The sequence below is a fragment of the Paenibacillus phytorum genome (assembly GCF_013141715.1).
Taxonomy (GTDB): Bacteria; Bacillota; Bacilli; order Paenibacillales; family NBRC-103111; genus Paenibacillus_E; species Paenibacillus_E phytorum.
Genome location: NZ_WHOA01000007.1, coordinates 1 through 21,140, shown reverse-complemented (window position 1 = coordinate 21,140; position 21,140 = coordinate 1). Strand labels below are relative to the sequence as shown.

The following is a 21,140-nucleotide window of genomic DNA, read 5'->3' as shown; positions in this document are numbered from 1 at the left end:
AATCAACAGCATCAATAAATCATTTTAAGAGTTGCATATTCCATATCCTGCCATTATGATTAAATCAATTAAAAGTTGATGTGTGACTGGCGAAGCATGGATACCCATGAGGAAGCACATTGATGTTACAGCCGTACGCCTGGGCAGAGGTAAGGGGGATTCATCCCCCTTACCTCTTTGTGTTTTTACAAACAAATGAAGGGTTGAGGGTAAAATGAATTCAGAAAAATTAATTTTGGATGGTACACGTGTAGCGAAAAGCATGAACGAAACTTTAGTCGAAAGAATCAACCAACTGTCTGTAAGAGGTATCCTGCCATGTTTAGCTACGATACTTGTTGGAGATGACCCTTCTTCCGAAACCTATGTACGTATGAAAAGCAGCGCATGCAAGCGGCTAGGCATTGATTCCAGACGAATCCACCTAAATAAAGCAACTACGACAGAGGAACTTATTGCCGTTATCCAACAATTAAACGAGGATCCTCAGATTCATGGTATTTTATTGCAGCATCCGGTTCCACAACATATTGATGAAAGAGCCGCGTTTGAAGCCATTCAGATCGAAAAAGATGTGGATGGCGTTACCATGCTGGGCTTTGCTCAAAATGCTTTTGGAGTGTCCAGCTTTCCATCCTGTACTCCAGCCGCCATTCTGGCTATTCTCGATTATTATCAGATTCCAATTGAAAGCAAGCACGCGGTAATCGTTGGTCGGAGTCCTATTCTAGGTAAACCCGTATCACTTATGCTGCTGAATAGAAACGCAACCGTAACCATTTGCCATTCAAAAACAAATAATCTCCCCCTAATCATCGGATTAGCTGATATTGTGGTTGCTGCAGTTGGTAAACCTGCATTTATTCAAGGAGCATGGATTAAGGAAAGTGCTGTCGTTTTAGATGCTGGATATAATGCTGGCAACATTGGCGATGTCGATTTCGATGCTTGTCACAAAAAGGCGAGTGCTATTACCCCTGTCCCTGCTGGAATTGGTCCGGTGACCATCGCGATGCTGCTCAAACATACCGTTCTTGCTGCCGAAAAAAGTAAAATAACAACTTGAGTTTGCGACATTCTTTTTTCTAAAATAGGTCTTAATAACCCTTGTTTAACCTTACATGGTGTGTTATATTAAAAGTGCGTCAAATCAAGGTTTCCACTTCAAAAAGTTGACATAGGAGTGATACAAATGCCAAACAATTCCGTGCAAATCCCGCAAGGTGAAGAATTGATTCGTGTGGAAATGACGGTTAAGGAAGCGCTTGCATTGACAGGCACTAAATTTAACCACAACCACAAATTAGAGACAGATGCAATCAAGAAGGTTAAACAATCCTTAGAAGATAAATTGCTGACACCGAACCATTAATCCATACCTATTCAGAGCTCAGCCCTGACGGACGATTCCAACTCGTTCGCGGGGCTTTTTAATTTTATCGCATCAAATTCGGCCGAATGCTTATAATAATCTCGCAGCGCAAAAATCCTACATTTTAAGGAGTGAACAACCATGTCTGAATCTCATAAAAAAACAGGACAATCCAAAAAAAATACAACGGCACGTGCACAAGATCAGAAAACCAATAAGAAAGGTTAGAGTTAACGGCAACATTTCACATCACAGCTCAGCCCTGACGAACGCTCTTTAATCGCTCGCGGGGTTTTTATTTTTTTCGTATCAAATTCAGCCGATTGCTTATAATAATCTCGCACCGCCCAAAATCCTACATTTTAAGGAGTGAACAACCAAATGTCAGAAGATCATAAGCAGCAAGGGCACGCCAGACAAAATACAACAACACGAACAACAGATCAGAAAAGCAACAAGAAAGGCAAGAAATAACGTTATTCCACTTCAGGAGGCCTATATATGCTCGATCAGTTAGAAAGCAATTATGACTGTGCGAATGCGGGCTCTGACCTGCATAGTTTAAAACAAGAGCTTGAACAATTCCAAGGACAAGCAGCCTCTTCAGACAACGAACAAGAAGAGCATCGGAATCGACTTGAGAATCAAATTCGTTTTATTGAAAATAAGTGTTCCATCCCAAGCGAACATATCCCAAAATGATGAAAGTCCACGCCTTATATAACGGGGCGTGGACTTTTGCATTAGTTGACTTTTCTTCTTGTCAAAATACACGGAACACCTTTACCAACGGCTCCTGGCTCAGACATCATGGCCAAATACCGAAGTCCTCTCGTGCACGGTGTCTTACAAACCGCACATGTGGACGATTCCACAAGCCTCATCGTGTATTGCACTCTGGATGAAAGTTCTTTCTTCTTGGATGCCTTGCCTTTCCCTTTAGGTGGTGCCATATCCACGCCTCCCAACTGTTTCCTTACTTCAGTATATGAAGTCTGGGCGGAACGGTTCTTGGGAAGCATGCTCAAGTTCGTTATACTTGTCTATGACAAATATTAGAATTCCATCGCCGTCAATAGGATCGGAACCAATTCCTCATAGAGTGCTGCGAAAGATTCCACGGGCAATGGGTTTACCCCAAATCCTACTTCAACAGTAAAGCCGGGTCTACGAAATTGTTGGATGAACCAATCTTTGTAACCCGCGTCACTGTCCGTCAGTTTAACAGCCTGATAGCTGCTGGCTAGGGCTAATCGCTCGGCAAATGCCTCAGATTCCGGCGGCTCATAGTCGCGATAATTCCAATAAATCTCCCTACCTTGGGTATGCAGCGCCACGACAAGCTCAAAGTCATGTCTTTCTGTAAATTGAGCTAAAGCTGCTGACTCCGGCTCCGTTAACGGTGCCTCCCCACCGTAATCGCGCTCACCAGGTCCAGCCTTCTCTCTACGCATTGCCTCTTCTTGCCAGTGTGCAGGGAACTGGTCATTGAGATCAACACCGCGAATATTGGCCTTCCAATTTCTGAAATCCAGCGATCCTCCATTCCAATTCAACAACTGCTCTCGGAGAGGATGCTCCTCGGTTACACCAGACAAAACAAGTTCTACACCATCTGGATTCACCATCGGTACAACCCAAAGGGAATACTCCGATAAGAGCCGTCTAATGTTGCTGCCATGCCATGCCGTCCCTCTTGCATAGGAGCAAGCAAGGTCTTCCACGAATTGCATTAATAACGGTGTTGTTATCCATTCATTGGCATGCATCGATGCGTTGAAGTGAATCTCTTTCGTACCTTGACCAATTCGCAGAGCTGGTATGCTTTTCCCCATTACACTTGCGCCTATCTCTTCTACCTGAAGAAAAGGATATATCTTGCAGAGCCGATTCAGTTCTTCACAAAGTGTCCAATACCCGTATCCTAACACACGACCACCTCACAGCCCATTTACTTAGTTCGTATGGCTATGATTATGCCAGCAGGCTTAGAATCATGCGGATTCATGCGGAGATACCTTTAGCAGATGCTGGATGAAAGGGTAATGTCGTACGTACTAGAAATAAAAAATAGACCCTCATCAGGGTCTATTCACGTCACTTATAAAATATTAGGCACCTGCCAAACGACAGGCGTTATAGAAATTTGCTCTTTTAGCCAATTCTGCGCAATTCTCTTAAATAATTCTGGCTCACCGCTGCAAAAAAATTGATGGATGGGAAGCTGCCCCGATGAGGTCAGCATGTCGCGGTGATAAAGGATCGTGCTGATCTCTCTTGCCGTTTCGTCTGCCGAAGAAATCAACGTCACATCCGGTCCCATGACACGAGAAATGGCCTCCACTAGGAAGGGGTAATGCGTGCAGCCTAGGATTAAGCAATCTATCGGCTTGCCGATTAGCTGTCTGAGCGATTGCTCGACAACCTCGTTTGCACTATCCGCACCGAAAAGCCCTTTTTCTACGAACGGCGCTAATAGCGGGCAAGCTTCGCTATATACTTGAATGTTCGGCGAAATCAACCTTAACGCATATTCATAGGCATTGCTGCGAATCGTTCCATCCGTACCGATAACTCCGATAACGCCGCTTCGCGTCGTTTTGATAGCGGCTCTTGCTCCAGGCAAAATAACGCCAATCACGGGAATGGATACCCGCTCTCGAATATCTTCTATGGCCACTGCAGTTGCTGTATTACAAGCGATAACAATCATTTTAGGATTAAACTGAATTAAGTACTCGACGATTTGCCGAGTGAAGGTTCTTACTTCTCCAGCAGAGCGGGGACCATACGGACTTCGCGCTGTATCTCCGAAATAGATCACTTTTTCCTGCGGAAGCTGTCTCATTAGTTCTTTTACTACAGTTAATCCTCCGACTCCGGAGTCCAGTACGGCTATCGCTTGCTGCACACCTATCCGCTTCCTTTGCCGGTTAATGAAATACGTAACCACATGGATAGGATATGAGCGTACAAGCTGAAAGGTACCTAGGTGAACGGATCAGATTTCTGGTCGGACACCTACATTTTAGGAATGAAGTTCACTCACAATTCCGAATTCATAGCCTTTTTTCTTGATCTCTTTGCAAATACGAGCCAGAGCTTGCATATTTTCTAATGATCCTTGATGCATCAAAATCACATTGCCATCATGCAAATTATTCATAATATCATTGTATGGATCCTCGGCTCCGTTGGCCCTCGGTTCCCAATCTCGCATAGCTGTAGACCAGAACACAGATGTATAGCCCATGCTGGATACTAAGTTCAAATTATGTAGATTGTAATGCCCATAAGGAAAGCGGAAATATTTCTCGACTTCTTTACCTGTTAGTTTTTTATATAAGGCTTCGAAATCCGTAATTTCTTTGCGAATCTGATCATCGGTCATCTCATTAAAATCGTTATGTGTCATCGTATGGTTGGCAACGAAATGACCATCAGCTACAACCTTTTTCAAATACTCCGGATTTTTCTTAATGTTATTGCCCGAAATAAAGAAATTCGCTTTCACATCGTTTTCTTTTAGCGATTTAAGCATGAGATCGACTTCAATCAAGGGGCCTCCAGCATCGATCGTTAAATAAACCTTTTTACCGGTCCCGACCCAAACTGCTTTCTGGTCCGCCGTGAAGGATTTTGTTTCTTTTGGAAAATCAGGAACTTGCCCCGTTTTCTTTTTCATGTAATACCAGGAATAAGGCACGCGATCGCCAGTCACTGACTTGGTTTTAGAATAGTTACCTACCACTGCTGGCTTTGGTGTTGCGGTTGGCTCTGGAGCCGTTGTTGGCTTCGGTGTCGTACTCGCACTGGGAACAGGTGTGGATTGAGGTGTAGGTATGGGTTTAACAGTTGATTTAGGAGTTGGAGTCGCCGCTGCACTTGTTGTTGCTTGTGGCGTAGTATTTTGGGCTTGACTCAAGTCTGGGGATAACAGGCTTTTGTCTGCACAACCGATCAATGATGCGCTTAGAACGATCAGTAGTGCAGCACTTTTGGTAATTGGCTTCATTGTAGCACCTCGTTTTGGAATGAATACTCACGTATTCATTTCGACAGCGCTAGACAATTTCCCTGCCTATTTTAGGTAAACGATGTTATTTCGTAGCTCGATACGTCATAAATTGAAGAATCGTGATGAGAATAAAGGCTGTTCCCGCAAGCATAGGAATCGTGATGAAGCCCAGCCAGTTCAAGTAATCAACATCACATGGAATAGGGCCGCAGCCTGTTGCTGATTCGTGAAATACACCCGATTGCAGCAGAACATGGTAAATGGAAATACAAGCTCCCCAGATGGTCAGCGGCAGCACATAGATGGTTATTTTGTAGTCTCTGCGCACGGCTGCAATCCCTAATAGGACAACTAATGGATACATAAGAATGCGTTGATACCAACATAATTTACAAGGAATAAAGTTCATAATCTCTGAGAAATACAGGCTTCCCAATGTGGCTATTAATGCTAAAAGCCATGATAGGTGCATACCATTATCTCGCAACCATTTGTTTGACATCAATGCTCGTCCTCCCCTTCCTCCTTATTATAAAAAAATTGTGAAAGGAAGTCTAACAAGAACGAAAAATGGGGCTGTCCCAAAAGTCATACTGAGAAAATTTAGCTACTACTTGTGAATTCGAAGCCTGATTGCTACTTCCATTGGATTAATCCAATGGAAGTAGGGATTTGGCAGTCTGGAAGCCAATTCCATTGGAAAATTTCCAATGGAATTGCGAATTTGAAAGCATTAGAGTCGATTCCGTTGGAAATTTCCAATGGCAGTTTTAATTTCATGCTAAATACGATTCGAATGTTCCAAAAGGTCAAAAAACTTTAAAGGGCTGTCCTCAAGTGATTTACCTACTTATAGGGCAGTCCAACTTCCATTAAACGGAGAAGCTATATACCACTTCATTCGTTTGTTTCACGAGATCATTCCATTGTTCCACGGGAACAATATCTACAACAGCTTTGATCGGTATGGTTTTAAAATCCAGCTTTGGCACGTCTTCCAAAGTCATCCGATTCGTAACCAAGCGGTCGAGCCAGCCTGGAAACTGCTTCTCCATTTGCTGTAAGCGGTAAATGGCGGTCTCGAAATCTTTGCGTGAAGCGTTAACCGAGCCGATCACGCACTTATTCTCCAGCACCATGCTCTGGTTGAGCATGTCCGATGAGATCTCCAGCTTACGGTCCGCTGGCGTGACACCCAGCAGCGCCAACACACCGTTCGGCGCTAGAACAGACATAGCCTCGAAAGCTAAAGGGCTGTAGCCCGTGCATTCGAGGATCAGATCTATCGGCTTGCCGAGACCCTCGGCATAAGCCGTCATAGTCGCCGCGCTGGTGCCGTCAGCGCCGGCCTCCTTAAACACACCTCCGCTGTCCTTCACAAGCTGCGCTTGTAGACTGTCCTGCGGAGATTTGGACCAGACATACGCCTCCAGCCCCAGCAGGCGGCAAGTCATCGCAGCGAGCAAACCAAGCGGTCCAGATCCGAGTATGAGCGCAGTTCTCGGCTCCCAGATCAACCGCTGCTGGACACGCAGTACTTGGTCCCAAACTTTCTCAACGATGCTCTGCGGCTCGACTAGTACCCCATGCTTCAGCAGTTCCTTCGGCACCTGAACCAAATATCGACCTTCCTCTTTGTAATACTCGGAGAGGAAGCCGTGAGCCCCTTTAATGCCCCGTTCTACAAACTCACCGGTCTGACAAAAGTCCGAATGACCATTGCGGCAATTGACGCAGCTTTGATTGCTGCAAGGCCGTCTTACAATTGCAGTTACGAGATCCCCAAGCTGGAATCCACTTTCCGCCCCAGCTTCAGTCACAACCCCTAGCGACTCATGCCCCGTGGTCAAATCATCTTCACCTTCGGGTGGAACGCCGTATTTCTCCTGTAGAATTTCCTTGTCGGTGCCGTCCAGTCCAACTGCAAGTACCTTTACAATGACTTCTTGAGGCCCTGAAATCACGGGATTCTTCACATCTTCAAGCTGAATAGTCGGGTTCCCCTGTCGAAGTTGCTTGACGCGAATTGCCTTCATTACTTCCTCTCCTTCCAACTAATGAACGACGGGCTCCAGTACTTTATCCTCACTCGCATCAACGGCTTGCTTCGTTCCCTTCGAGGTCAATAGCTTTAACTTTGACAAATATTCTTGCGTCACCTTAATAAAGGAAGCATGTGACCATGTAAGTGGCGACACAGACATAGGCTCTCCCGTGAAAGGATGTACTTGTTCAGCCATCGCCCCTGAAGGCGCAGCATGTAGAATTGCCCAACGCATCAATTTTTCCGCTTCCAACAAGTCCTGAACGGTTTTGGCAGACGCCACCAGCCATTCTGCGTACCAAAGGGTACATATGAACCAAGGATTGCCTGGTACCTTAGCTACGTCATTGGTAACTTGATGATAATAGTCGTTCTCGTAACGTGCGATACCTCCGATGTCCGTTTGTACCCACAATTTTTCTTTCAAAATCTTCATCGTTGCCACTATCCGCGGATCTTCAAGCTCAAACAATCCGAAGTCAAATAGTGCGTACATACTCATATCCAGTGTGTAGTCCGGCACATACGTATTTTGTTCATAATTCCAATATAAAGCCCGCAAAAAGCGATTCTGATCGGGTGCATACAGATGCTGTTCAGCTGCTTTCTTCACTTGTCCTGCGATATCTGCATAGTAGATGGAGCGTACTTTATCCTGATGGTATTCGGCAAAACGTGCTGCTGCTATAAGACCGGCATATACTGATGACACGGTGAAAGCTAGTACGCCATAACGCTCTTCCCAGAGGTCATAGGAAGGCAAAGGAAGGCCAGATGCATCCCGGTATCGAACGAGAAAGTCCGCCGCGGGCTTCACAAATTTCTCATAATCCTCACGTGAACTCTCTATCGTTCCAGCCAGCTTATGGTGATGCCATAACGTATACAGTACGAGAGCTGTCTCATCCTCTTGAATCGCAAGCTGCTTATTCCCCCGACTATCCACCCAGGGATGCCAGCTCGAGCCCACGGAACTATCAGGATTATATTTGTGCATGAGATAGCCTTCAGGTGTTAGCACCTTTATACAGAAATCAAAAAATTTCCTAGATAATTCATAATAGCCTGCCCGGTCTAGCGCATGTGACACCAAAGCGCCATCGCGCGGCCACATATATGAGTAAGTATCCTTGGCAAATTTCAGAATATCCGAATCATTCGCCGCAATGATGGCCCCACGATTGTCGACGTTTGTTCTGGTAATTAATAAGCATCGCTTATAAAATGATTCCAAATCAGGCTTCAGCAGTGAGAGCTGGTGGGCATCCTGATTCACCCATTTTACCCAATGATCGTGAGTACGTTGTAATAATGCTTGCGGGGTTGCTGTGCGAAGTAATCGCTCTAAACGCTCTACCTCCTGCTTCGTACGCCCAAAACAGACCCAGAACCAAGCTTCTTTCACGCTTTTTGGCGGTAGTTTCATCGTCAATTCAATCACACCGTCAACGGATCCCTGCGCGATGGCATTTCCACCTAGATGACCATCCTCAGCATCACGCCATGTTCCTTCCAAACCATGAATCCCTTTTTGTCCTGTCGCATAACCGCTAGGCATTGCTTTCTCAGCGTCTGGGGACAAGCAAGATAGTGACATATAACGATGACCCTTATAAAATAAAAGTGAATTCAGCTCAGGATCATAATAAATCGTGTCTCCGACGCCATTTCCATAGATTTGGAGATCCAAATGAAAATACAGTTTAATTTCTCTTTCCACATCAAAGCGGTTTTCTACCTTCACCTTGCGTAAAAAAACATTCTGCTGAACATCCACCCCATCACGAATAACGAAGCTGAGACCTAACCTTTCATGGGCGCAATCAGCGTTAGTAACAAGCGAATCTTCCAAATAATTGAGCTTTTTGGAAACCTCAGGATCGTCAATCCAGAAGAATCCTTCCGGACACCAAATGCCAAAATGTGAAAGATGATCGCTAGATTGATTCTCTTGACCTACTAAAGGGTAATACATGTCACGAATATTATAAGCAGCGTCGAAATTAATGAGTACATTCCCGTTTCCTATGGGTAAATCTCTTGCCATTCCATCAGCCTCTTTCCAAGATATTGCTACTAATTTACCAATTTGAGTACTTAAATATGCACGCGGCGGTTCTTGGCTGGATTTTGAGGTAATTGGCACCAATTCGCGCCTTAAATATGTTCTTTTCTTTCGAATTCATTTACAATTAAAAACATATGGAGGGATACATTATTATGAAACAATTTGAAGGATTCGGTAAATTTTTGGAAAGCTTACGGGGTAAGATGTCTTTGCGTGAAGCGGCCCATAAAAGCGGACTTTCACATGCCTACATCCGAGACCTTGAATTAGAGCGGAATCGTTCGACCAATGAGAAAATCAAACCCTCTCCTGTCACGCTGAAAAAGCTGTCGGATGCCTACAACTATTCATATACAGAACTTATGGAGAAAGCCGGGTATCTCGAAAAAGAGGACGTCCTTGCCATCAATGAGCAGGAGCTAGTCCCCATGTCGGATACACTGTTTATCGAAGTTAGTACGAAGGAAATTACTTACCATACACGAATTGGCAAAGTTAGCCGAAGTGTGAATTCTTTACTGGATTTCAGTCATTTTCTAGATAAGCTTGAAGAGCAAGGATTTAAGAAGATGGATACAGACTTATTCGTCAACCTAAATCATGTACAGAAATACATCGAAAAAGAAGGAAAACTCTATTTCGATCCTCTAGGAGTCAGCAAGTTTGTCGTTATCGCAGCGATTCGTCAGAAGAAATACCATGATTTAATCATCCGCAGCGTAGCACGGAACACAGGAATGGGATTGGAGTTTCAATACGACCGTAACTCCGCAACAGATTCACTTTTCCAGTCTTTAAAGCGGCCTATTTAGGGAACAACTTACAAAAAAAGGAGAAAAGTTCAGTCATTTATGAAACTTTTTCTCCTTTCTTTTCGTTTATTTATATGGATGGTTAGATTGATTTTTTGGCAGAGAGGATAGGTAAGAATAAATGGCTGTACAACAAACCACCTCCCAGCAGACTTCTCGTCTAACGAAAGTTAAACGCAAAAGATCTGCGGGAATGAGCTTTATCGTGTATGGGGTACTTGGGTTTACCTTACTTTCTGTAATGTCCTTATGTTGGTTTTTCCTTACTTCCTCAGGTTCAAATGTAAGATTAATGATGGCTGACACCTTGATTACAACCCAACACCGGGAGTGGGCCAAATATTTGATAGGATCTACAGAGCTACAGAAGCGCGTGGAAGCCTATTGGAAGCAATTCGACGAAATGGGCGATGAGAAAGATAAAGGATTCGTTGAAATTGAGCCTAACTCCCCTCTTACCCCCGTTGTTGCCAAGAAAGAATTGGTCACAATTGAACCGATATCGGGGGCAAATTTCAAAGGACAGCTCGTCACGATTTCGGATCCTAAGAAGCTTCGAATTGCCGTACCTGAGAAAGCAGGTAAAGGGGAGAAGGTCTCCTCTATGGTCAAAAGAACCGGAGCTATTCTCGGTGTTAATGGCGGAGGATTCATCGATCCCAATTGGGAAGGAAATGGCTTCCAGCCTGAAGGAATTGTCATCTCCGGAGGCAAAATCTTTTATAATGACAAAGGCATGAACGGCACCGTGCAAGTCGTTGGTATCGATAGAGAAGGCCGCATGATTGCAGGCAAATACAAGGTTTCCGAGCTTTTGGAAATGGGCGTTCAGGAAGCTGTTTCGTTCAGCCCTCGCTTCATCGTGAATGGTGTTGGGCAGATCAAGAGCCAAGCCGATGGTTGGGGAATTGCTCCTCGGACCAGTATGGCGCAGACGAAGGACGGCTCCATTCTATTCGCTATCATCGATGGCAGACAGAAGCATAGCATAGGAGCGACGCTGTATGATGTACAGCAGATTTTCCTAGAGCATGGCGCTGTAACGGCTGCGAATTTAGATGGCGGCGCCTCAACCGTACTCGTTCATAAGAATGAAATCATCAACAAGCCATCAAGTGAATACGGGGAACGTTACCTCCCTACAGCCTGGCTTCTCTTCGATCATCCAGAAACGGCGAACATTAAGAACGTCTGGGAAGGTCTTGATATTCGCAAGATTGATCCTTCCAAGTGGTAAAAGAAAAAGCAGAAAGCTCTATTCTCGGAGCTTCCTGCTTTTTTTGTTTTAACGATTTCCTAGAATGACCAAATCTTCCGCAGCTTCGCTTACTTCTTCAACCGAGGAGTCCGGCTCTTCGTCACTTTTGGGCTCTTTCCAGGAACGAACGGTATCTACCACGTTTACGGCTGTGTCTTTTGCTTTTCCATATAGTTCAGTTGTTGTTGTGCTCACGGTTTTCGCAACTTCTTGCGTTTTTTGACTCACGTTGCTTGCGATTTGCACGGTTTTGTCGCTAACTACTTGGGCTTGCTCCGCAATGTCACTTCTCAATTCCCTGCCGGATTTCGGTGCAAACAGAAGCGCAGTTGCTGCTCCAAGCAAGCCACCAACAACCGCACCGATGAGAAGATCTTTACCTTTTTTTTCATTGGACATGAGAAATCCACTCCTTAATTGTCTGATTTGGCATTCCGATGAATTTGCCATCTTTGCCACAGCTCAAACCCCGTCGTTGCCCACTCCATGGCGTCTTGAATTCGCTTCTGGTGGGTATGTACAACCTTTTCCGCACCATGAATCGATTCGTTCATCACACGTGAGGCTTTGCGAAGTGCAGAAGCGACATCCCCTATAGCAGCTCCTGCCTTCTCCACAGATTGGATACTCGGCTCTAATGTAAGTATCTGCATATGCACCTCTTCGGTGAGCAGCCCTACCTTTGTCATCAACTGCTCCGCTTGCTCTGCTGTCTCAGCTATGTTCTTCTTCGCTTGAGCAGCCGTATCACCCAACTTGCCTAGTATCTGCACAATGGCAATCAACATGCGAATGGCAAAGGCGACGAGCACGATAAAAGCAACGGCTGAACTGACGATACTTATCTCTATCCATGTCATGACGGGCACCTCCTGGGAGCTAACAGCTGTGAGGTTTGATGACGGCTTCTAGACGAATGCCTATGATTTACTACAGTATAGGTAGGAGCAGCTTGTTTTGACACAAAAAAGCTGGAAAAATTTCTGAGACCTGTCATAATAAAATCAAATCAAACTAGAACACTTGGAGGATTAAAATGAACAGAGAGCAAGGACTTATAGAAATCGAACGCACCCGTATCATTGCTATCGTTCGAGGTGTGCAAGAAAACCACATTCTCTCTTTAGCTGACGCACTTCTTAAAGGTGGCATTACCGTCATGGAGGTCACCCTCAATACACCAGGGGCTCTGCGTATGATAAGCGAGCTGCAGGAACAATCGGGGCAGCACATGTTTATTGGCGCAGGTACTGTACTAGATCTAGAAGATGCTAAGAAAGCGGTCCATGCCGGTGCTTCGTTCTTGGTAACTCCGAATATGGATGAGGAAGTGATCCGTTGGTCCAGGCAAGAGGGGATTCCGATTTTCCCAGGTGCTATGACACCAACAGAGATCGTTAAAGCATGGAAGGCTGGCGCTACGGCTGTTAAAGTATTTCCGAGTGCGAGTTTAGGTCTCACTTATATCAAAGAATTGATGGGTCCTCTCGACCAAATTCCATTGATAGCCGTTGGCGGGGTTACGGAGGAGAATATCAAACAATTCCTAAACATTGGTTGTTACGGACTAGGTATCGGTGGCACCTTAATTAATCTCAAAGAAATCGAAGCAGGCCGCTTCGATTGGGTTACAGATAAAGCTGCCAGTCTTCTTGCTGCTTCACGTTAGGACATACAAAAAAACCATCTTCCTCCGTATACGAGGTTGATGGTTATTTATTTTGACTTATGATATAGACACACTTGCTTGCACCCTTCGCTAAACACTCCGTTCGCTCCACGTTCGCGTCAAGCAAATTCCGGAACAAGGCTAACTCACACTGACAAGCTTGTGCAAAAGTATTCGCCACCTGCGTAATCGGACAGTTATGTTCACTAAACATATACGCGTCCTCACCAAGCTGTGACCAGTCCACCATGTAGCCATTCTCGTTCTGAATAAGCGCTAACTCAGCCACCCGCTCTTCCAAGCTTTTCTCGCTCATACGCGATTGATACCGGGATTCAAGCTTAGCTTGCCTGCCTTCAAAAAGACGTTCGATCTTCTCCTGACCTTCGCCTTCTAATAATTCATCTAGCAAATCGAGCGTCAACTGCATGTATTTCTTGGGAAACAATTCATCTGCTTGAGGAGCTAGCGTGTAAACGTTAGACGGTCTTCCCATGGCTTGCCTAACCAGCTTCGTTTCGAGCAGATCATCCTTCTCCAAGGAATGGATATGACGCCTGACAGCCATTTCCGTAATTCCGAGCTGTTTGGAAATATCATGGACACTTAGCGGTCCCTGAGTTTTGAGCATAGAAAGAATCACTTTACGCGTGGATGTCTCAAGTGCATGATTCACTCTCTCACCTACCTCGGAACTGTCATTTAAGTCTCATTTTACAGCATTGTTAACAATAAGTAAATTAAGAAACAACTATGTATGTTATTCCAATTCACTCTTAATAAAAGCTCGAACACTACCTGCAAATTCTTCAAAAGCAGCTGGAAGTTTCGGGATTAACGGGTTCAATTCCTGGCGGTTCCAGTCGACATAATCCTGGACAAGAGGCTTTCTGAGCTTCACGAGCTGAAGCAGCGTCTTGGTCAATGTTTCTGAATAAGCGCCTTCTCCATGGACAATTCCCACGATATCCTCATAGCTGCTAGCATCTCTTAGTATAAAAGCATCGATCAGCAAGCTCCCTATATCTGTCACTGTTTCTATCGCTAAATGCAGAACACGTTCCTGCGCAAGCTGCCATACAAGATCATTGGTGCCTTTCGCCCACTGTTCTTCTAATTGCTTGCTAGCATCAGCTAAAGCGGTCAGAAACTGAATTCTTTGATTAATCTGTTCATGGTTAATAAAATACATGGGGCTATCTCCGTCCTCTTTTTCGCCATTTCGTCCAAATCATCATTGCAAAAAAAGTAATAATAACCAGAAATACTAACAATACAGCCTGCATGACGTATTCATAACTCACGTTCATTCACCCTCTTGACTCTCACTTGGTTCATTCTACTCTCAGTTTATCGCGGGTGCGGGGGAGCGTCAAGCCAATCAAGATTCTCTTGGCAACCGTATTGTTCTCTCATTTCTTTCATGATAGAGTGAAAAAAGTGAAAAAAGGAGAGTCGTAGACATGTTATCAAGGCCCAAGCTTACCGAAATCGACATCGTGCGCGCTATAGCGATCATCGCAGTTCTCGTCATTCATAGTACTTCAGACGCGACTCAGCTACCGTTAGGAACTGGATCTCATGCCGTATTTTTCATTCTCAACAAGGCTAGTTTATTCACTGTTCCACTCTTTATTTGGATCAGTGGTGTTGTCTTATTTTATACGTATTACGACCGCTGGGAGCCGGGAATGTCGCGGGTTTTCTGGACAAAACGTTTGCGAAAAATTCTTACCCCCTATGTCCTTTGGTCACTTTTTTACTACCTATTCAATCAATTCATTTTTCATGGCAACATTGGTTTTGACGTCGTACACGTAATCAAACTGCTTATGTCGGGAAATGCCAGCTATCATCTCTATTATATGGTCATTATTGTTCAGTTCTATCTCTTATTCCCCTTGATGATGACGGCTGCTAGACGGTCTCATCGGTTTCGTCAAGGACTTATTCCTATAGGTATCGGGATTCAAGCAGCTGCCTACTGCTTTCATCACTGGATGTATCCTATTCCAGAATACGCCTCACTGTTTCTAAGCTATTCTGCCCTTTTTGCTTTCGGTGCTTTCATGGGGATTCATTATGCGGTGATTGTTGCTTGGTCTGTAAGGTATAAAAGTTGGATTTGGAGCATCATTCTTCTAGCAGGTGTCGCTTTTGTGGGGATGCTATTGCTCCATGAATACGGGCTCGCATCTATCGAAAATTCATGGTTCGAGCTAGCTCTTCTCCTTTATTGTATGGCGATCCCGCTATGCTGCGTCCAATGGGGTCGTAATCTGCTGGAAAGCAGTTCTCCAATTGGCACCGTTTTATCTGCCTTAGGCGGAGCTTCTTTCGGTATCTACCTCGTGCATCCCGCGCTGCTGACGCTTTGGGATCGCATCGCGCCAGATCAGGAGCAGCTCTGGCTGTACGATCTACACACGGTCGCGTCGATTCTCATCGGACTGTTTGGCTCTTGGCTGCTCGTGCGGCTGTATACGAGCGCACAAAGAAAAGGTTCCGCCAACTGAGCGGAACCTTCTTTCATTTAAAGCGGGCTAATAGCGCCCATCGCCGCTGCTGTCTGCGGCTGTAACGCGGCAAGCCGCGGTGAATATCCAGCGCTTCGCGGTAAGCGCGCTTGGCGTCTTCTGCGCGGCCGAGCTGCTGGTACAGCTGGCCTAGACGGTAATAAGCTTCAACCGAAGAAGAATGCAGGTCTCGGAATTGCTCGATGAATTGCGCCGCTCTCTTTGGGGATGATGGAGCCAAAGCTTCACCAAGTCGCAAATAAGCTTCACCAAATTTGACTCGTGGATTTAATTCTACTGCTTTGAGCATATAGCTTTCACCTTTAATGAGATCCCCTAGCTTAAGGTGGCAGAGGCCAATCTCATAGTGGACGTCTGCGGATTCTTCCATAATAGACAAAGTTTGTTCCAAGTAGGGAAGCGCTTCGCTGAACTTTTTGCGCTCGATTAGAATCCTTGCCAGCTCCAATTTTGCTGACGTATTATGCGGATTAGCGTGCAGGTCACTTCGCAATCTAGATGCTCTGCGGCTTAATTGAAATGGTTTAAATATGTTTGGCGTTAACCCGACAAATCTTCTGTCCAGCACGTACAGAATAACTAATAAAATAAGAAGAGCAAGGAACGGATTGCCAACAAGGCGCCATAATAAACCGAAAACAAGTATTTTGATAAGCACGATAAACCCTCCTTTCGACTTCCTTATCCTACCATAATCTTCCTTGTTTGGTCATCCCTATTCAAATAAAAAGCACCTAGCCTTTAGCCAAGTGCTTCTACTAGTTACTATATATTTGAAAGATGGATCACTCATTCGAGATTTTTTTGAAGCGGTGCTATAATGAAAAGAAAAAAGGGAGTTTATCGATGAGCGATCCACGTAAAGAAATTTGGCACAAAAGAAAACAACTGGGAAGATCCAAGTATTTAATTCTGTTCGGCCTGCTCCCTTGGGGCATCGGGCTCACGTTATTATTTAGCGTCATCGAATTTCTTAGTTTTCAAGAGCTCAAATGGGTTTGGCTACCGATTCGTCTTCTCGTCTTCCTCTTCATAGGTTTCTTCGTGGCTAACGCACGCTGGCACGCCATGGAAAGCCGCTACGAACCATATACTAGACGACCTTAAGGGTCGTTTTTTTTTTATTAATGTAAAAAGGTCTGATCTTCCACATCGTCTGTGTGAAAAAGCGAAGCTGTGCGAGTACGTCGAAAATGCTCTTCCAGCTCTTCACGAATCGAACCAAACGACAAGATCTCTTCAATGAACGCCTCGCGCTCGCCCCACTCTTTATCAATATCCTTGTTGTTGAACAATTCCTCAGAAACATCTTTAAACGCCTCATGTAAATTGTTATCATACCAGTCGATTTCATTCGATGCTTCCTTGCGATACACATGTCTCATGTCAAAGTCGTTATCTTTCATGGCCGTGAATTCAGCCAGTAAAATCCCATTTATGCCATCGGCTTTAACTTCAACATCGGCGCACCGAACATCATTGCGTTCCGTAAAGCGAACAATGTTTGCCTGTTTAATTTTCCTCATGTCATACCCTCCTAATGTTACCTTTTATAAAGAAGAGTATTTCCAGTTTTATAGGATTTATCAAACGCTTGGAGTGAACCATATTTTCCGAAAATCAACCCAACCCAAATCGTTAATGCTCACTCCCTTGATCGAATCATGATACGTGGTTTGCTGAGAACGATGGAGCACGAACAGAAACGATTTCTCCTCCTGAAGCACTTCAATTAACTCGTTTAGCTTACATATGCGCGCTTCTTGACTTGCATTTTGGAGAATTTGATCGATTTCTGCATCAACCCAAGCCATTTGTTCGCTATTTAAATGGGCGCGGACATAGCTGTTGCTTTGCTTAAGCGTCTGAATAATATGAAGGTCATAATCGCTTTCCATACAAATGTGATAGAATATGAGATCTGCTTCTTGGATCGTGTCCAGCCCCATCATATCTGACTTACTCCGGGTTGTCAGTTCAATCCTAATTCCAACTTTGGAACACTGCTCACAGATCCATAGCGCATCCTCGTTGTTGTTACTATATATGTACATGTGAAGGAACTCACCGTTATACCCCATTTCATCAAGAAGGCGCTTAGCCTCAACGAAATCAGTACGATAATCGGAGACAGCTTCTTTGCCTTTGCGATCCAACGTCGGTAAAAAACTGCTGGCAGGCGCTTCTCTGAAGCCTCCGAGCTCCTCAATCATTCGATCACGATCGATGATCAGGTCAATTGCTTTGCGGAAACGAGTATCCTGCTGAGGCCCTTTTTTATTCTGATTAAAAGTAAGGAGGCTGCAGCCGAGAATCGACTGCTCAATCTGATGCCATTCCGTATCTTTACCGACAGCACCAACGGGTTTACGAGAACTCGTATGGTCGCAAAGTACTTGCACCATATCCCAACTAGGGCCAACTTCAGATAAATCCTGCGGTAAAAGCCAGATTTCCACTTGATCCAGATGAGGCCTAACCCCAAAATAACCATCGAAAGCACGAAGTTTACAGATATAATCATCATTTCGTTCAAGCCTGAAAGGCCCTGTCCCAATGGGCATACGTCCGAAGATTCCCTCGTTATCCCGACAAATATCCTCCGGCAGGATGGCCATCGAGGAATGCGATAACTGCTGCAAAAAGAGCACATTCGGCTGCATCAACTCGATAGCAATCGCACTTCGATTCAGTACCGTCATATTCTCAATAGTTTCGGTCATCCAACCTTGACACGCCGAGAGGCCAAGCTCCTTCAATCTCGAAAATGTGTAAAAAACATCATGCGCCGTCATCTCTCTGCCATGATGAAACAGTACGCCTTTTCGCAAATAGAACGTGTAATGTAAGCCATCCTCGCTAACTTCCCAATAATGCGCCAAATGGGGCTCAAAGATCGTTGTTTGCGGATTGTACACAATCAGGGTGTCAAAGATTTGATTAATGAGATGGCAGTCGAATGCATAAAAAGAGTGCGCCGGATCCAACGTCACCAGCCATTTATAGACCGGAAACCGCAGTGTGTCCTTATAACGCTCCTCAAGTTCGACTGCACGATAACCAAAAAAACTGAACAACCAATCGATGAAAGAGTCCTGCAGCGCCTCTCCTCTACCCAATTGGTGGATCAGTTCAATCGTCCCTTTATAATCGCCTCGGCCCGCCAACTCCATCGCCTGCTTCGAAATCATATCCTCCGAGGAGACAAGAAACGTAATCTCGGAGACATTGCCTCTTCCTCTTCCAGGCTTCCAGTATACCCAGCCTTGCTCCATCATTTTTTTAAGCAAAATCTTTACATTACGTGTTGTACAATACAATCTATCTGCCAATTCATCTAACGTTATAGGCTGTGGTTCATGTTCTACCCCATGTTCAAAACTAGCTCGAAGCTCTAAGAAATGGGTCAAAAGCTGCATACTCAACATCCTTTCCATAAAAGGGGAAATAGTTAAAGAGAATTATACTCTTTTTGTTCCCCTTATTCTAGATGTAAACTAGATCTAACAGGAAAAGAAAGGAAGGTGAACCGTATGCAACCTACAGATCTATACGTATCCGAGAAGCTGATGCAATGGCAGCAGCAAGATTTGGAAAGCGAAGCTCGCGAGCATTGGAAATGGAAATCGATTAAAAAAAGAAAAGTCTACATGCTTCTAACTAACTTATTCTTCTTCGTTTAATCCTAGTTCTTATCCAAAGAACCACTAGGACGAGGAGAACTGCCAGAAGTATACCCATGGCATCGACCGCAACATCAATCCCATGCCCCGTTCGACCCTTTACAAAAGTTTGATGCCATTCATCGGAAGCCGCATAAACTAACGAAATGATGGAGGAGGTGAGCAGTGTCATGATCACTTTTACAGGCTTCGCCAGCAGTGCTAAGGACCAGAGCAGGGCAAGGATAGCGAACTCGCTAACATGCCCTGCTTTTCTTATGAAAAACTCGATGGCACCGATGGGGTCTTGCCACGAGATCTTTTGGTGGTCATAGGAGAACTCCCAATGTGGGAATATGTTCATCAGTTGAACGCCCGCAAGCTTGGATTCCAACAGCGGCCGTAAGCTTTGCTGCTGATACGATTCTGCCGACTTCAAAAAAATAAACGCCATCCATAGGACGGCAGCAGTCAAGAAAAAATAATAATAAAATGATGAATATGATTTCGTCATGAGTGAATCATTCCCCTTAAGGATTCAATTTCTTACGAATGCTGAATAAAGCAAAAAATTCAATAACCATCAGATTTACTGCAGATACCCCATAAAAGGCCATCCCAAACATCATGCGGAACGGATCATCCGTCACAGACTTCCACCAAAACGCAGCAGCCAACGTCATAACAATATTCAAAGCTGTCGTTATCCAGAAAGAGAATCCCAATCGATTCGTTTTCCGCATTAACCACACACCGATAACAAACGGAATTACAAAAGCTACACCTAAGAAAACCCAATACAACACCGCATTCGACACTCTTCGTCACTCCCAAACGATCAACTAGTTTATTTTAATAGGTTAGCATGAATAACCGGCTGAAAACAACGTTTGCCGCTCTTTGCAACAGAAACGTCAAATGGCTATGTATGGAAGAAAAACTATAGGAAAATTCTCCGACACAGGGCTTGCTAGAGCTGAATAATTCATGTATAATACGAAAAGTCGACATTAATTGAGCGACATTGAGGGGTCATAGCTCAGCTGGGAGAGCGCTTCGCTGGCAGCGAAGAGGTCAGGGGTTCGATCCCCCTTGATTCCATACTAGAAAAAACGCGTTCCTTCGGGATCGCGTTTTTTTGTATGGAATCGGGGGAGAGAACCCCGAAGGTTCGCCCGCGCGGACGGAGCGAATGAATCAACTTCAAAGAAATAGCTTCAAGTGCAGGAGCACGGCGTCTGAATCTACCGCTAAGTTTATCTGCGTCGAGTCTCTTCGTCAGCCATTTAAATCTAGATTCATACATCCCCCTAGGCTCCATACTAGAAAAAACGCGGTCCTTCGGGATCGCGTTTTTTTGTATGGAATCGGGGGAGAGAACCCCGAGGGTTCGCCCGCGCGGACGGAGCGAATGAATCAACTTCAAAGAAATAGCTTCAAGTGCAGGAGCACGGCGTCTGAATCTACCGCTAGGCTTGTCTGCGTCGAGTTTTCTACGTCAGCCATTTAAATCTAGATTCATACATCCCCCTTGATTCCATACTAGAAAAAACGCGGTCCTTCGGGATCGTGTTTTTTTGTGCGGAATCTTGTGGGGAGAACCCCTGAAGGTTCGCACGCGAGCCAACTCTTTAAGACCTTTGACATTCTGGGACATTCGGATGGATATTCAGAACGAAATTCATAATTCCATTGGATTT

Annotated in this window: 26 protein-coding genes, 1 tRNA gene and 1 riboswitch; of the genes, 11 read left to right on the top strand and 16 right to left on the bottom strand. The window is 44.8% G+C overall.

From position 1 onward, the window contains the following. Positions 1–72: 72 nt before the first annotated feature. Positions 73–152, top strand: a riboswitch (ZMP/ZTP riboswitch). Between the two features lie 62 nt (positions 153–214). The 3 genes from GC098_RS01230 to GC098_RS01220 all read left to right on the top strand — a co-directional run bounded on the left by GC098_RS01230 (position 215) and on the right by GC098_RS01220 (position 2,074). Continuing rightward, complete coding sequence (locus GC098_RS01230) at positions 215–1,066, top strand: bifunctional 5,10-methylenetetrahydrofolate dehydrogenase/5,10-methenyltetrahydrofolate cyclohydrolase (RefSeq protein ID WP_171640222.1); 852 nt, start codon at positions 215–217, stop codon at positions 1,064–1,066. A 126-nt stretch (positions 1,067–1,192) separates the two neighbouring features. Further along, positions 1,193–1,372, top strand: a complete 180-nt coding sequence (locus GC098_RS01225) for a hypothetical protein (protein ID WP_171640220.1) — start codon at positions 1,193–1,195, stop codon at positions 1,370–1,372. 501 nt (positions 1,373–1,873) lie between these two features. Then, a complete protein-coding gene (locus tag GC098_RS01220; protein ID WP_171640218.1) occupies positions 1,874–2,074 on the top strand; it encodes a DUF2524 domain-containing protein in 201 nt (66 codons plus the stop codon). Positions 2,075–2,115: 41 nt separating this feature from the next. On the opposite strand, the gene GC098_RS01215 is transcribed toward GC098_RS01220, so the two are convergent. The 5 genes from GC098_RS01215 to GC098_RS01195 all read right to left on the bottom strand — a co-directional run bounded on the left by GC098_RS01215 (position 2,116) and on the right by GC098_RS01195 (position 5,892). Then, the gene (locus GC098_RS01215) at positions 2,116–2,325 is read right to left on the bottom strand and encodes a hypothetical protein (protein ID WP_029199363.1); all 210 of its coding nucleotides are present in this window, start codon (positions 2,323–2,325) and stop codon (positions 2,116–2,118) included. 102 nt (positions 2,326–2,427) lie between these two features. Beyond that, positions 2,428–3,303 (bottom strand): M14 family metallopeptidase, encoded by an 876-nt coding sequence (locus GC098_RS01210; RefSeq protein ID WP_171640216.1) that lies wholly within the window; start codon positions 3,301–3,303, stop codon positions 2,428–2,430. Positions 3,304–3,473: 170 nt separating this feature from the next. Next, positions 3,474–4,283 (bottom strand): glutamate racemase, encoded by an 810-nt coding sequence (racE, locus tag GC098_RS01205; RefSeq protein WP_171640214.1) that lies wholly within the window; start codon positions 4,281–4,283, stop codon positions 3,474–3,476. Positions 4,284–4,400: 117 nt separating this feature from the next. Further along, on the bottom strand, positions 4,401–5,387 hold the full coding sequence (locus GC098_RS01200; RefSeq protein ID WP_171640212.1) for a polysaccharide deacetylase family protein: 987 nt from the start codon (positions 5,385–5,387) through the stop codon (positions 4,401–4,403). An 85-nt stretch (positions 5,388–5,472) separates the two neighbouring features. Continuing rightward, positions 5,473–5,892 carry a disulfide oxidoreductase gene (locus tag GC098_RS01195; RefSeq protein ID WP_171640210.1) on the bottom strand — a complete coding sequence of 140 codons (420 nt, stop codon included), beginning with the start codon at positions 5,890–5,892 and terminating at the stop codon, positions 5,473–5,475. 156 nt (positions 5,893–6,048) lie between these two features. Between GC098_RS01195 and GC098_RS01190 the strand changes: the two genes are divergently transcribed. Further along, on the top strand, positions 6,049–6,213 hold the full coding sequence (locus GC098_RS01190; protein ID WP_171640208.1) for a hypothetical protein: 165 nt from the start codon (positions 6,049–6,051) through the stop codon (positions 6,211–6,213). A gap of 49 nt (positions 6,214–6,262) precedes the next feature. On the opposite strand, the gene GC098_RS01185 is transcribed toward GC098_RS01190, so the two are convergent. Together GC098_RS01185 and GC098_RS01180 are read right to left on the bottom strand one after the other, a co-directional pair. Further along, entirely contained in the window at positions 6,263–7,426 is a 1,164-nt protein-coding gene (locus tag GC098_RS01185; protein WP_171640206.1) for a glucose 1-dehydrogenase, read from the bottom strand. An 18-nt stretch (positions 7,427–7,444) separates the two neighbouring features. After that, positions 7,445–9,481, bottom strand: a complete 2,037-nt coding sequence (locus tag GC098_RS01180; RefSeq protein WP_171640204.1) for a glycoside hydrolase family 15 protein — start codon at positions 9,479–9,481, stop codon at positions 7,445–7,447. Positions 9,482–9,654: 173 nt separating this feature from the next. On the opposite strand from GC098_RS01180, the gene GC098_RS01175 reads away from it, so the two are divergent. Together GC098_RS01175 and GC098_RS01170 are read left to right on the top strand one after the other, a co-directional pair. Beyond that, the gene (locus tag GC098_RS01175) at positions 9,655–10,314 is read left to right on the top strand and encodes a helix-turn-helix domain-containing protein (RefSeq protein ID WP_171640202.1); all 660 of its coding nucleotides are present in this window, start codon (positions 9,655–9,657) and stop codon (positions 10,312–10,314) included. 121 nt (positions 10,315–10,435) lie between these two features. Beyond that, entirely contained in the window at positions 10,436–11,551 is a 1,116-nt protein-coding gene (locus tag GC098_RS01170) for a phosphodiester glycosidase family protein (protein ID WP_171640200.1), read from the top strand. A 48-nt stretch (positions 11,552–11,599) separates the two neighbouring features. Here GC098_RS01170 and GC098_RS01165 read toward each other — a convergent pair whose 3' ends face one another. Together GC098_RS01165 and GC098_RS01160 are read right to left on the bottom strand one after the other, a co-directional pair. After that, positions 11,600–11,971, bottom strand: coding sequence for a YtxH domain-containing protein (locus tag GC098_RS01165; protein WP_171640199.1), 372 nt, complete (start codon positions 11,969–11,971; stop codon positions 11,600–11,602). Between the two features lie 14 nt (positions 11,972–11,985). Beyond that, positions 11,986–12,432, bottom strand: coding sequence for a DUF948 domain-containing protein (locus GC098_RS01160; RefSeq protein ID WP_171640197.1), 447 nt, complete (start codon positions 12,430–12,432; stop codon positions 11,986–11,988). 176 nt (positions 12,433–12,608) lie between these two features. On the opposite strand from GC098_RS01160, the gene GC098_RS01155 reads away from it, so the two are divergent. Then, on the top strand, positions 12,609–13,241 hold the full coding sequence (locus GC098_RS01155; RefSeq protein ID WP_171640195.1) for a bifunctional 4-hydroxy-2-oxoglutarate aldolase/2-dehydro-3-deoxy-phosphogluconate aldolase: 633 nt from the start codon (positions 12,609–12,611) through the stop codon (positions 13,239–13,241). A 43-nt stretch (positions 13,242–13,284) separates the two neighbouring features. Here the strand turns inward: GC098_RS01155 and GC098_RS01150 are convergent, their stop codons facing one another. Both GC098_RS01150 and GC098_RS01145 read right to left on the bottom strand, forming a co-directional pair. Beyond that, positions 13,285–13,917, bottom strand: a complete 633-nt coding sequence (locus tag GC098_RS01150; RefSeq protein WP_171640193.1) for a helix-turn-helix transcriptional regulator — start codon at positions 13,915–13,917, stop codon at positions 13,285–13,287. An 84-nt stretch (positions 13,918–14,001) separates the two neighbouring features. Further along, positions 14,002–14,433 (bottom strand): DUF86 domain-containing protein, encoded by a 432-nt coding sequence (locus tag GC098_RS01145; protein ID WP_171640191.1) that lies wholly within the window; start codon positions 14,431–14,433, stop codon positions 14,002–14,004. Positions 14,434–14,704: 271 nt separating this feature from the next. Between GC098_RS01145 and GC098_RS01140 the strand changes: the two genes are divergently transcribed. Further along, the gene (locus tag GC098_RS01140) at positions 14,705–15,757 is read left to right on the top strand and encodes an acyltransferase (protein WP_171640189.1); all 1,053 of its coding nucleotides are present in this window, start codon (positions 14,705–14,707) and stop codon (positions 15,755–15,757) included. Between the two features lie 13 nt (positions 15,758–15,770). On the opposite strand, the gene GC098_RS01135 is transcribed toward GC098_RS01140, so the two are convergent. Continuing rightward, positions 15,771–16,436, bottom strand: coding sequence for a tetratricopeptide repeat protein (locus GC098_RS01135; RefSeq protein ID WP_171640187.1), 666 nt, complete (start codon positions 16,434–16,436; stop codon positions 15,771–15,773). Positions 16,437–16,624: 188 nt separating this feature from the next. Here GC098_RS01135 and GC098_RS01130 point away from each other — a divergent pair, with 188 nt between their 5' ends. Then, positions 16,625–16,885, top strand: coding sequence for a hypothetical protein (locus GC098_RS01130; RefSeq protein WP_171640185.1), 261 nt, complete (start codon positions 16,625–16,627; stop codon positions 16,883–16,885). Positions 16,886–16,902: 17 nt separating this feature from the next. Here the strand turns inward: GC098_RS01130 and GC098_RS01125 are convergent, their stop codons facing one another. Together GC098_RS01125 and GC098_RS01120 are read right to left on the bottom strand one after the other, a co-directional pair. Next, positions 16,903–17,304, bottom strand: coding sequence for a hypothetical protein (locus tag GC098_RS01125; RefSeq protein WP_171640184.1), 402 nt, complete (start codon positions 17,302–17,304; stop codon positions 16,903–16,905). A 60-nt stretch (positions 17,305–17,364) separates the two neighbouring features. After that, positions 17,365–19,197, bottom strand: coding sequence for an SgrR family transcriptional regulator (locus GC098_RS01120; protein WP_171640182.1), 1,833 nt, complete (start codon positions 19,195–19,197; stop codon positions 17,365–17,367). Between the two features lie 114 nt (positions 19,198–19,311). On the opposite strand from GC098_RS01120, the gene GC098_RS01115 reads away from it, so the two are divergent. Beyond that, the gene (locus GC098_RS01115) at positions 19,312–19,461 is read left to right on the top strand and encodes a hypothetical protein (RefSeq protein ID WP_156396556.1); all 150 of its coding nucleotides are present in this window, start codon (positions 19,312–19,314) and stop codon (positions 19,459–19,461) included. On the opposite strand, the gene GC098_RS01110 is transcribed toward GC098_RS01115, so the two are convergent. Next, a complete protein-coding gene (locus GC098_RS01110; protein ID WP_171640180.1) occupies positions 19,439–19,954 on the bottom strand; it encodes a VanZ family protein in 516 nt (171 codons plus the stop codon). The genes GC098_RS01115 and GC098_RS01110 overlap by 23 nt on opposite strands. 16 nt (positions 19,955–19,970) lie before the next feature. Further along, positions 19,971–20,258 (bottom strand): hypothetical protein, encoded by a 288-nt coding sequence (locus GC098_RS01105; RefSeq protein ID WP_171640178.1) that lies wholly within the window; start codon positions 20,256–20,258, stop codon positions 19,971–19,973. 210 nt (positions 20,259–20,468) lie between these two features. Here GC098_RS01105 and GC098_RS01100 point away from each other — a divergent pair. Further along, positions 20,469–20,541 (top strand) — tRNA-Ala (locus GC098_RS01100). The last annotated feature ends 599 nt before the right edge of the window (positions 20,542–21,140 follow it).